The organism is Flavobacterium procerum (assembly GCF_042431625.1).
GTDB classification, from domain to species: Bacteria; Bacteroidota; Bacteroidia; order Flavobacteriales; family Flavobacteriaceae; genus Flavobacterium; species Flavobacterium procerum.
This window is the reverse complement of the sequence record NZ_JBHLYW010000010.1, coordinates 126,859-138,558: the sequence shown is the minus strand read 5'-3', so window position 1 is coordinate 138,558 and position 11,700 is coordinate 126,859. Positions and strand designations below refer to the sequence as shown.

10 protein-coding genes are annotated in these 11,700 nt (G+C 34.9%); 5 read left to right on the top strand and 5 right to left on the bottom strand.

The window, feature by feature from the left end:
* Positions 1 to 7: 7 nt before the first annotated feature.
* The 4 genes from ACFFLS_RS15025 to ACFFLS_RS15010 all read left to right on the top strand — a co-directional run bounded on the left by ACFFLS_RS15025 (position 8) and on the right by ACFFLS_RS15010 (position 6,433).
* On the top strand, positions 8 to 1,741 hold the full coding sequence (locus ACFFLS_RS15025; protein ID WP_379684678.1) for a cellulase family glycosylhydrolase: 1,734 nt from the start codon (positions 8 to 10) through the stop codon (positions 1,739 to 1,741).
* Between the two features lie 182 nt (positions 1,742 to 1,923).
* On the top strand, positions 1,924 to 2,763 hold the full coding sequence (locus tag ACFFLS_RS15020) for an endonuclease/exonuclease/phosphatase family protein (RefSeq protein ID WP_379684679.1): 840 nt from the start codon (positions 1,924 to 1,926) through the stop codon (positions 2,761 to 2,763).
* Positions 2,764 to 4,197, top strand: a complete 1,434-nt coding sequence (locus ACFFLS_RS15015) for a glycoside hydrolase family 30 protein (RefSeq protein WP_379684680.1) — start codon at positions 2,764 to 2,766, stop codon at positions 4,195 to 4,197. It begins immediately after the preceding gene.
* A 4-nt stretch (positions 4,198 to 4,201) separates the two neighbouring features.
* Entirely contained in the window at positions 4,202 to 6,433 is a 2,232-nt protein-coding gene (locus ACFFLS_RS15010; RefSeq protein ID WP_379684681.1) for a glycoside hydrolase family 3 N-terminal domain-containing protein, read from the top strand.
* A gap of 44 nt (positions 6,434 to 6,477) precedes the next feature.
* Here the strand turns inward: ACFFLS_RS15010 and ACFFLS_RS15005 are convergent, their stop codons facing one another.
* Both ACFFLS_RS15005 and ACFFLS_RS15000 read right to left on the bottom strand, forming a co-directional pair.
* On the bottom strand, positions 6,478 to 8,499 hold the full coding sequence (locus ACFFLS_RS15005) for a hypothetical protein (protein WP_379684682.1): 2,022 nt from the start codon (positions 8,497 to 8,499) through the stop codon (positions 6,478 to 6,480).
* A gap of 163 nt (positions 8,500 to 8,662) precedes the next feature.
* Positions 8,663 to 8,920 carry a hypothetical protein gene (locus ACFFLS_RS15000; protein ID WP_379684683.1) on the bottom strand — a complete coding sequence of 86 codons (258 nt, stop codon included), beginning with the start codon at positions 8,918 to 8,920 and terminating at the stop codon, positions 8,663 to 8,665.
* A 232-nt stretch (positions 8,921 to 9,152) separates the two neighbouring features.
* On the opposite strand from ACFFLS_RS15000, the gene ACFFLS_RS14995 reads away from it, so the two are divergent.
* On the top strand, positions 9,153 to 9,908 hold the full coding sequence (locus ACFFLS_RS14995; RefSeq protein ID WP_379684684.1) for an NUDIX hydrolase: 756 nt from the start codon (positions 9,153 to 9,155) through the stop codon (positions 9,906 to 9,908).
* Between the two features lie 73 nt (positions 9,909 to 9,981).
* On the opposite strand, the gene ACFFLS_RS14990 is transcribed toward ACFFLS_RS14995, so the two are convergent.
* The 3 genes from ACFFLS_RS14990 to ACFFLS_RS14980 form a co-directional block, all read right to left on the bottom strand.
* Positions 9,982 to 10,590 (bottom strand): alpha-ketoglutarate-dependent dioxygenase AlkB family protein, encoded by a 609-nt coding sequence (locus ACFFLS_RS14990; protein ID WP_379684685.1) that lies wholly within the window; start codon positions 10,588 to 10,590, stop codon positions 9,982 to 9,984.
* Positions 10,577 to 10,822 carry an Ada metal-binding domain-containing protein gene (locus tag ACFFLS_RS14985; RefSeq protein ID WP_379684686.1) on the bottom strand — a complete coding sequence of 82 codons (246 nt, stop codon included), beginning with the start codon at positions 10,820 to 10,822 and terminating at the stop codon, positions 10,577 to 10,579. Before ACFFLS_RS14985 ends, ACFFLS_RS14990 begins: the two co-directional genes overlap by 14 nt.
* Before the next feature lie 129 nt (positions 10,823 to 10,951).
* Positions 10,952 to 11,665 carry a 2OG-Fe(II) oxygenase gene (locus ACFFLS_RS14980; protein ID WP_379684687.1) on the bottom strand — a complete coding sequence of 238 codons (714 nt, stop codon included), beginning with the start codon at positions 11,663 to 11,665 and terminating at the stop codon, positions 10,952 to 10,954.
* Between the last annotated feature and the right edge of the window lie 35 nt (positions 11,666 to 11,700).

Genomic DNA, 11,700 nt, shown 5'->3' with positions numbered 1-11,700 from the left:
ATATGTGATGAAAAAAAGAATAACGATACTTCAATTATTGCTATCTGTTACTGTTTTCAGCCAAGGATTTCTGCATAGAGACGGACAAAAGATTGTGGATGGAAACGGAAAAAACATCATTTTAAGAGGTCTTGGTCTAGGAGGATGGATGGTACAGGAAGGATATATGTTGCAGACACAGTCTTTTGCAAGTCCGCAATATCAAATCAGGCAGAAAATTCAGGATGTGATTGGAGAAAAGGGAACCAAGGAATTTTATGCGGCTTACAAAGCAAACGGAATTACAAAACGTGATATTGACTCTTTGGCAAAATGGGGTTTCAATTCAATCCGTCTTCCAATGCATTATAATCTATATACACTGCCAATCGAACAGGAAAAAAACAGTGAGATAACTTGGATTGAAGAAGGTTTCACGATGACTGATAATCTATTGAAATGGTGTGAAGCCAATAAAATATACCTGATTTTAGATTTGCATGCAGCTCCTGGAGGACAAGGGAATGACGCAGCCATTTCGGATTATGATACTACAAAACCTTCGTTGTGGCAGAGTGAGGCAAATCAGAAAAAAATGATAGCCTTGTGGAAAAAACTGGCAGCCCGCTATCGTGATAAAGAATGGATCGGCGCTTATGATATCATCAACGAGCCTAACTGGAATTTTACAGGATCGAATAAAAACGGTTGTGATGAAAACTCAAACGGGCCTTTGAGGGATTTGATGGTTGCGGTAACCAAAGCTATTCGCGAAGTCGATAACAATCATTTAATTTTTATTGAAGGAAACTGCTGGGGAAATAATTACAACGGAATTTTTCCTTTATGGGATGATAATATGGCGTTGAGTTTTCACAAATATTGGAATTACAATACGAAAGAATCTATTCAGAAAATGCTGGATTACCGAATGCAATACAATGTTCCGATTTGGTTGGGAGAAAGCGGCGAAAACTCAAATGTATGGTTTAAAGATGCGTTGACCTTAGTAGAAAACAACAATATCGGTTGGGCTTTTTGGCCGATGAAAAAAATCGAGAATATTGCTGGAGTAACTTCTGTAACCAAAATTCCAGAATACGATGTTTTGCTAAAATATTGGAAAGAGGGAGGTCAAAAACCATCTCCTGAATTTGCAAAAAAAACTTTAATGAAAATGGCAGAAAACTACAAAATGGAAAATGTTACCATTAAGCCAGATGTTATAGATGCCATGTTCAGGCAAGTGCAGACCAATGATACAAAACCGTATAAAAAACAATTTGTTCCTGGAAAAATTGCTGCAGTTTATTATGATTTAGGAACCAATGGTTACGCTTACTCTGATAAAGATTGTGTGAATTACAGAGTAGAAACCAACAAATTTGAAGAATGGAACAAAGGAAATACAATGCGAAATGATGGCGTCGACATACTTCCTTGTAAAGATGCTGGATCAAAAGGATATCAAGTTTCTTTTATCGAAGACGGAGAATGGCTCCAATTTACGGTTCAGGTTAAAAAACAGCAGAAATACAAAGTTGCTATTCGTTATTCAAGTGAAAAATCGGAAGGAAAACTTCACTTAGAATCTCAAAACGGAGCTAAATCTAATACAATTACACTGCCTTCAACAGGAGGAAATGACAAATGGAAAACTGTTATTTTATCAGATTTTGAATTGAATGTTGGTCAGGAAAAAATTAAAGTTGTTTTTGAAAAAGGAGGCTTCAATCTCAATTATATAGAATTTTTAAAATAACAATGACATCAAAAAGCGACTTATGGACAAATTTGGCTTTGTAATACTCATTTTGCTGTTTCTTTTTTCATTAGTTGAAAAAATGATTGGACTGTGGAGCGTACAATTAACATAAGTTTTAAATAGGTTTTTCTCTTCAAGCCTTTGGAAACACTAGCTTTACGGATTAAAATTTTTTAAAGATGAAAAAGGTAAATACAATTGTTTTAGTGGTAATGATGCTTTTGGTAAGCACTTCATTTTTTGGTCAGAATTTAAAAATCATGACCTATAATATTCGTTTAGATGTTGCTTCTGACGGAGAAAATGCATGGCCAAACCGAAAGGACTATTTTACTTCTCAAATACGATTTTACAGTCCGGATATTTTTGGGATTCAAGAAGCATTGCCAAATCAAGTACTTGATATTGCATCGGCTTTGCCAGATTATAACAAATTTGGAGTAGGCCGAGAAGAAAACGGAACGGGAGAAGCCTGTACGATTTATTACAAAAAAGACCGATTTAAATTATTGGATTCTAATACATTTTGGCTTTCAGAAACACCAAACGTAGTTTCGAGAGGCTGGGATGCCGCTTGTAACAGAGTTTGTACTTACGGACTTTTTAAAGATCTGAAAACTAAAAAAACATTCTATGTTTTTAATTTGCATTTGGATCATATGGGCGAAGTGGCAAGAGTGAAAGGCGTTCAGCTGGCGCTTTCAAGAATGGAAGCATTAAACACAAAAAATTATCCAGCGTTTTTGATGGGCGATTTTAACTCGGAACCAGAAACAGCTCAAATTGCTGAAATCAAAAAAGTTATGGATGACACCAAAGAGGTTTCTAAAGAAAAACCTTTTGGGCCATCAGGAACGTTCAACGATTTTGAGCACAATAAACCAGTGACATTATTACTGGATTATATTTTTATTTCAAAAAACAGCGGACTCACAATTCAAAAACATGCAGTGCTGAGTGATTCTAAAGATTTAAAATATCCGTCGGATCATTTGCCTGTCTTAATAGAGATAGATTAAATGAAAAACATCAAGAAAAAACTTCAAATCTTGCTTTTGCTGCCACTTATTGTGGTGCAGCTAAAATGCGGATCTTCAAAAAGTGTTACATCTAATTCTGGAAAAGTAGCATCTTGGATTACAACAAAAGATGAAACTTCAAAACTAAAAAAACAAGATGATTTAGTTTTTGGTTCAGAAACTAATTCAAACCAAACCATTGAGATAAATCCTTCTCAAAAATTCCAAACTGTAGAAGGTTTTGGATTTTCTTTGACAGGAGGAAGCGCTCAGGCAATCATGAAATTAGATAAAGCCAAAAAAGAAGCGCTGTTACAGGAATTATTCTCTAGAAAAGAGAATGCGATTGGTTTGAGTTACCTTAGAATAAGTATTGGAGCATCTGATTTGAATGAAAAAGTTTTTTCGTATGATGATATGCCAGAAGGGCAAACTGATTTAATGTTGGAACATTTCAATCTAGGACCAGATTTAAACGATGTGGTTCCGGTTTTACAGGATATCTTAAAAATAAATCCAAAGATTAAGATAATGGGTTCTCCGTGGTCGCCTCCAGTTTGGATGAAAGACAACGGAAGTTCTAAAGGAGGAAGTTTACAACCGAAATATTACGAAGTTTATGCGCAGTATTTTGTAAAATACATTCAAGCAATGAAATCGCACGGAATTGCCATTGATGCAATAACGCCTCAAAATGAGCCATTGCATCCGGGAAATAATCCAAGTTTATTGATGTTGGCAGAACAACAGGCAGATTTTATTGGAAATCATTTGGGTCCCGCTTTCGCGAAAGCAGGAATCAAAACAAAAATTATTGTTTACGACCATAACTGCAACAAACCAGAATATCCGCTGACAATTCTAAGAGATAAAAAAGCAAATCCTTTTGTGGTGGGCTCGGCTTTTCATCTATATGAAGGAGATATTAGTGCTTTAACGACCGTTCATAATGAATTTCCAAATAAAGATTTGTATTTTACCGAACAATATACAGGCTCTGGAAGTAGTTTTGAAAACGATTTGAAATGGAATGTGAAGAACGTAGTAATTGGCTCTATGCGAAATTGGAGCAAAATTGCACTTTCGTGGGGATTAGCAAACGATGAGTATTACAAACCTTTTACGCCAGGCGGCTGTACAACTTGTAAAGGCGCATTAATGATTGATCAAAATCAGAATATTAAGAGAGAAGTAGGATATTATATTATCGGACATGCTTCTAAATTTGTTCCAGAAGGTTCTGTGAGAATTGGAAGTAACGTGAGTGGAAATCTCCATAATGTTGCTTTTAAAACACCACAGGGACAAATTGTTTTGATCGTACAAAATGATGGAGCTTCGACAGAAACATTCAATATAAAATACAATCAACAACAAACCACAACCACACTAAATGCAGGAGCGGTAGCGACCTACGTTTGGAAACAAAACTAACTTCATGAAAAAAGTAACCACATTTGCCTTGCTGATGATTTCGCTTTTTGCGGCGGCACAACAGCAAACAATAGATCAGAAAGTAAACGATCTGTTGAAAAAAATGACTATTGAGGAAAAAATTGGCCAGCTTAACCAATACACTGGAGACAATCAGGCGACGGGGCCAATTACAATAAATCCTAACAAACAAGCCGAAATCAAAGCGGGTTTGGTTGGTTCGATGCTCAATATCATCGGAACAAAATATACCAGACAATATCAGGAATTGGCGATGCAGTCTCGTTTAAAAATTCCGTTGTTATTTGGTCAGGATGTTATTCACGGATATAAAACTACTTTTCCTCTTCCTTTGGCCGAAGCCGCAAGCTGGGATTTACAAGCAATTGAACAGGGAGCAAGAGTTGCCGCCGAAGAAGCTTCTGCAAGCGGTATTCACTGGACATTTGCACCAATGGTCGACATCAGTCGCGATCCAAGATGGGGACGTGTAATGGAAGGCGCAGGAGAAGATACTTATTTAGGTTCTAAAATCGCCTATGCAAGAGTAAAAGGTTTTCAGGGAAATAAATTGGGCGACTTAAATTCAGTAATGGCCTGCGTAAAACACTTTGCGGCTTATGGAGCGGGAGTTGGCGGAAGAGACTACAACTCTGTTGATATGAGCGAAAGAATGCTTTGGGAAACTTATTTGCCTCCTTTTAAAGCGGCTTTGGATGCGGGTGCAGCGACATTCATGAATTCATTTAATGATATAAACGGGATTCCTGCAACGGGAAATATTCATTTGCAAAGAGATATTTTAAAAGGGAAATGGAACTTTCAAGGATTTGTAGTGTCAGATTGGGGATCAATTGGCGAAATGGTAGCGCACGGTTATTCTAAAGATCTAAAAGAAGCGGCTTATGCTGCGATTACGGCCGGAAGCGATATGGATATGGAAAGTAATGCATACCGTTATAATCTGGCGCAATTGATTAAAGAAGGAAGAGTTTCTATTGCTTTAGTTGACGATGCCGTAAGACGCATTCTTCGCAAGAAATTTGAATTAGGATTGTTTGAAAATCCGTATCGCTATTCTGATGATAAAAGGGAAGAAAAAGTTTTAGGAAATCCTGAAAACAGAAAAGCTGCAAGAGAAATGGCTGAAAAAAGTATTGTTTTGTTGAAAAACGAAAACCAGACTTTGCCACTTTCAAAAGACACTAAAACTATTGCATTTATTGGCCCGATGGTAAAAGAATACAAAGCTAATATGGGTTTCTGGGCTGTAGAACTTCCAGAGTTAAACTATGACAAATGGGTCGTTTCGCAATGGGATGGTTTGCTGAACAAAGTAGGCAAAAACACAAAATTACTTTATGCGAAAGGCTGTGAAGTAGAAGGAGATAATAAAGATGGTTTTGCAGAAGCTGTTGCGATTGCTAAACAAGCCGATGTTGTCATTTTAAGTATTGGTGAAAGACACAATATGAGTGGCGAGGCAAAAAGCCGAAGCGATATTCACTTGCCTGGTGTTCAGGAAGATTTGGTAAAAGCAATTCAGGCAACAGGAAAACCGGTTGTAGTTTTAATAAATGCAGGAAGACCGCTTGTTTTCAACTGGATTGCAGATAATGCTCCGGCAGTTGTGTACACTTGGTGGTTGGGAACCGAGGCAGGAAATGCTATTGCGAATGTTTTGTTTGGCGATTATAATCCGTCTGGGAAACTGCCGATGACTTTTCCTAGAGAAGTAGGACAGATTCCGATTTATTACAACCACTTCAGTACAGGAAGACCGGCAAAAACTGAAACAGAAAGCAATTATGTTTCGGCTTATATCGATTTGAAAAATTCACCTAAATTTCCGTTTGGATATGGTTTGAGTTATACAGAATTCGGTTATTCTGACTTGAAGCTTTCTTCGACAAAAATGAAGAATAACGAAACCATTAAAGTTTCATTTAAATTATCGAATATCGGAAAAGTTGCCGGAGAAGAAGTAGGGCAATTGTACCTTAAAGATAAATTTGGATCTGTAGTGCGTCCGGTTTTAGAATTAAGAGATTTCCAAAAAGTGAAATTAAATGTGGGAGAATCTAAAACAATCGAATTTACAATAGACAAAGAAAAACTTTCATTCTATAACAATAAGCTTGAATGGACAACAGAACCTGGAGATTTTGAACTGATGATCGGTTCTTCATCTGCGGATATCAAATTAAGATCAGATTTTGAATTACTTGCAAATTAGCAAAAAACGGGGTCTTTAAAGGCCCCGTTTTTTTTATGGTTTTATTATTTCAAACGTTTCTTGAAGCTGTATTTCAGCATATTCAATAATCCTTGTTCGATAATGTCAATTCCGACTCCGAAATTACTGTCGGCAATCGTGTGATGGTCATTTCTAAATTCTTCGAAATCTTTCTGAGGAATTTCAAGATTTACCAATGGTTTGTAGTCAATGTAAATCGATGCGCTGTTTTTGGTAACTTTTTTACGGCTTGTATAATCAAAATAAGGATTGTTGATGTTGCTTTCCTGAATAGTGTATTTTTCCTGAGTATCTATTTTTTCATCAGTAGATAAATTGACTTCATATTTTTCGTTATCGAAATTATGCCAGAAAGGAATATCAGTATGCATAAAATCACGAGCGGCGTTTTTAACCATATTTCGGTCAAAATACATTAAGAAACGATTCTTTTCAGGATCTGTAAAATACGGATTTTCAATTGTGGCGTTGTATTGAATCGTAAATTCGTTCAATTTTTTATCATCACTGATAACCTCAATAACTGCATCTTTAAAAATAGTTCTGATATCGGTACCATTTCTGTCGCTTGAATAATTCAAAGTATAAAATAAGAAATTATTCCAGCTGTCGATAATCTCTCTTTTATTGGTGTTTTTGAAATATTTACGCATATAATTGGCACGATTTGCTTTGTAAGTCGTAACCAATTTTAATTGACCAGAATTATTTTTTGCACTGAAATCTACTTTTTCAGTAATGCCATAATACGGAAATTTGTAAGGTTCTCTAATTTGTAATCCCTGATTTTGTTTTACTTCCAGATAATGAAGAAAATAAATAAAACCACGATTTTCAATTAATCCAAACTCATCTCTGCTTGTTGCATCAATAAAATAAGTTTCGCCTTTATAATTGACTTTTACAATAACATGATTAAAAGTCAGCAATGACGGAAGATAATGCCTGATATAGTGATCGGTATTAAAATTAACCAATACCACAGATGAATCAACATTGATGTAATCTAAAACCACTTTTAATAAAACAGATTTCGCTTTGCAGTCACCTTGTTTATTCTCATAAGTTACCGATGGTTCCTGCGGTTTGTGGCCGTTCATTTCATCAGCATTAAAAATATAGTAAACATGATTCTGCACATAATCTATTGCAAATTGCAACTGTTCATCTTTATCAGTGATAGCATCTAGTTTCTCGACAAGTTTTGGAGCAAATTCTTTTAAAGAAGCTTTGCTATAGATTTCTTCATAAAAAGGTGCGATATAATTGGCAAGATCAATCCAGCTGCTGTCAGTTGCAAAATCAATAAAAGGAGCAATCTCTCTGTTGGTATCAAAAAAGTTGATGTAGTTTTCTTTTTCAATAACAAATCTTTCACCTTTTTGTAAATGCTGAATTTCAGGTTCTAAAACAGTTCCTTCTTCGTCTCTAAAAAACGTTTTTTTGTAAGTAATAGGATCTTTACGGTCGTTGATAAAAGTGAATTTATAATTTCCGTAAGCCCAGTAAGTACTTGGCGTTACATAAACATATTTCAGGAATTCTTTTCGCATAAAATCACGATCTGTAAATACCTTTACACGCGAATCTTCGGTAATTAAAACATCATAAAGACGTAAATCTTTGATTGTGATGTTTACTTTTTTGTTGCTGCTTAAAATACCGCCTTCGCTTTGATTTTCGCTGTCTAAAACTTTTATTTTGGTATCTGCAATTTTATCGATTAGAACACCTTCTCTCAAAACACTTATTCTGTGAATAATATAGGTTTCGTTTTCCTCGACTACGACATCTCTTGCCGAAGCACTTTCAAGATTCGAAGGTTCGTTAAGTGTATAAGCGACGCAGGCATATTCGCTGTTTTCGTTATCACTTGTATAATAAACTTTATCTAGAAGGTAACAGAAATCTCTTCCTTCCTCAACTTGTTTGTTGGAGAAATCAGATTCTTTTATGGATTCAATCAGCTGATTGTCGTCAATGTTTGGAGCCCAGTTTTCAGGTTTCTGAATTTTGTAATGCTCTAATTCTAAAGTATTGTCCATGCTTATAAATAATATAATTTTTACTGGTGTATATTCTTACTTGAGTAGAACAAAAATAACTAATAATGCTATATTTTGTCTGATAAATTTGTGAAAATTTAGAACAAAAAAAGCCTCACTTTTTTAGTGAGGCCACCTATATAAACTAAAATAATTAATGCAATTATTTCAGGACAGTACTAATAAAATCCATTGCTCCGATTCCTTTATAAGAAGCATACAAAGCTTTGTCTAAGGCCTCGCGTTTTGCCTTTTTGTCTTTTGCGTCGGTTTCATTAATCATTTCATTAAAAATTCTTTCCTGCTCTTCGCTGTATTTTAAAGAAGCTTCAAGAAGATACGTTTTGGAAACAAACCCGAAAGAAGTCCAGATTTTATTGGTGATTTTTTGATTGATGTTTTTTAATGAATTGGAAATCATAATTTCAGAATTAAATTTCTTAGTCTTTATTATGTTTTTTCTTAGAAAAGGCCAAGTTTGAGTAATTTATAATTCAAATGTGTTATATTGACGCAATGTACTTATTTTTTTGATTAGTTTTATCTTTTAAGGAAAAATTGTGATTTCTACACTTAACTCATTTTTCTTGGCAAATAAAGCTTCATCAATAAAATGTTTAAATTGCAGCTAAAAGCATTTACCCCAAAAAAAGATGTTAAAAGATATTTTAGATAACAGCCAAAATTATCAGCCCGGACTTTCTATAGATTGCGTGATTTTTGGTTTTCACGATAATCAGCTCAAAGTTTTGCTGATTGAGGTAGAAAATACCCAAAAATGGTCGCTTCCTGGAGGTTTTGTACCTCTGGATCAAGACATCGATACCGCTGCAATAACGGTACTGAACAGCCGAACTGGAGTTGAAGGTATTTTTTTAAGACAATTTGCGGTTTTTGGAAAAGTAATGCGAAACCATAATCATTTTGGAGAAGAAGTCTTAAAAAGTATGGAGATTTCAGAAGAAGGAAGTAAGTGGCTTACTCAACGTTTTGTTACAATCGGTTATTATGCGTTGGTTGATTTTTCGAAAATTGTTCTAAATCCGACCAATAAATCCGAAACAGTAAAATGGATTGACCATAAAGAAGTACCCGAACTTATTTTAGACCACAAAGAAATCCTCGATAAAGCCTTGGATACTTTAAGAGCCGAATTAAACTTGATGCCAGTAGGCTACAATTTATTGCCAGAGAAATTTACAGTTCCTGAATTTCAGAAATTGTATGAAACGATTTTGGATAAAAAGCTGGACAGAAGAAACTTTTTCAGAAAAATAACCAACATCGGCATTCTGACTAAACTGGATGAAAAGAAAAACAACGTAGCGCACAAAGCCCCGAATTTATATTCTTTTGATAAAGAAAAATACGATGAGGTCCTAAAAAATGGATTGAATCAAGGTTGGTAGAAAATACGTTTTTAATTATTAAGAGATTAATTCTCATTAGGTTAAAAGCTTAATTCTCTTAATGGCTAATATTTTATTCAACGATAGTTCTAAAAGTCAAATTTACTCTTGGTTTTTGAGTAGTTTTTGTCGGCGGAAGACGATGCAGCCAATATGTTTGCGTTTCATCTTTCATCACTAATAAACTTCCGTGTTCCAAAATCATAGGTACAGTTTCTTTGGTTTCTTTATGTTTGAAAGCAAATTTACGTTCGGCACCAAAACTTACCGATCCAATTGCTCCATTCTTTTTCAGGTCTTTTTCGGCATCGCTGTGCCATGCCATTCCTTCTTCGCCAGTATGATATAAATTCAGCAGACAAGAATTAAAAGTTTCTCCGGTTTTTTCTTCAATGATTTTTTTTAATTTTAAAAGTTCAGGAGTCCACGGAAGTGCTTTTTTGGTAGTGTTCGAATAGGTATATTCAAATTCCTGATTTCCGTACCAGGCAACTTTTCGTTTGGTTAGAATTAGTTTTCCGAAGATAATGGCTTCGTCATTTTTCCATTCAATTGTATTGAGTAAAATATCACGGTAGAAATCAGCTTCTTCTCTCGAAAACAATTTTCCGTAATAATTTACTGTTCCATCTTTCGGAAGCAAATTGGTGTTTTCGTCAGTTTGAGGATTAAATAAGTCCATTTTTCCATTTTAAATATTCGGTTTTCATACAATGTCCGCAAGGTCTAAAACCATTTTCTTCGGCTTCACTTTCGGATAAAAAGAAAACCCGATTTTCGCGTTTCATTCTTTTTCCAGAAGAACATTTGAGTGTTCCGTAGATTTTTAGTTTTTGGTTGCCACCGAAACAAATTTCGCCATTTTTAATTTTAATACGAAGATCTGAATCTGAAATTTTGTTATGTTGAATCATTACTTTAGGTTCAAAGTTGCAAAGAAACAAAGGTTCAAAGGTTTTTCTCATTTTATGTCAGAAATGACAAACACTGTGGAAACTTAGTCAAAAAAACTTTGCAACTTTGACCCTCTGAACCTTTGTACCTTAATTTAATGCATCATGAAATATAACTCCCAATGTAAAACGCTCACCCGAATGAACTTCACTCACACCATGTTTCATATTGACACGATAATAGCCTTTTGTTCCTTTTACAGGTCTGAAATTAGTCGTAAAAACCAAAAGATCTCCCTTTTTAGGTTTTAGTACAATTGCTTTCGATTGCGCTCTTGGAGTTTGTTGTGTCAAAACAAATTCGCCTCCTGTAAAATCCTCATCAGGTTCGTTTAGAAAAAGTACAATTTGAATCGGAAAATAAACATCGCCATACAAATCCTGATGTAAAGTATTGAAACCGCTTTTTCCATATTTTAGAATTAAAACCGTCGCTTTAAGCTGATTGTTATCGTGACATTGCTTTAATAATGCTTCATGGTTAGCAGGAAAAACAGTATTTATATTTAATGCTTTCATCCATGCATTGGCAATTGGAGCCAGTTTTGGATAGATTGACGAACGAATATTTTGAATTAAATCGGGAAGAGGATAATTGAAATATTTGTATTCTCCCAAACCAAATCTGTAACGTTCCATTACGACTGTTTTTCGGTAAAGATGTGGATTATCGTAATCGAATTTTAAGTCGTCACATTGTTCATTATTGATAATATTAGGAAGTATTGCGAATCCATTTTCGTGCATAGACTCGGTGATGCTTTCCCAATTTTGGGACGCAATTTTTGATTGTATATTTTGCATAAAAAGTTTTAGGTTGAGATTTTTTTTTGCTACGA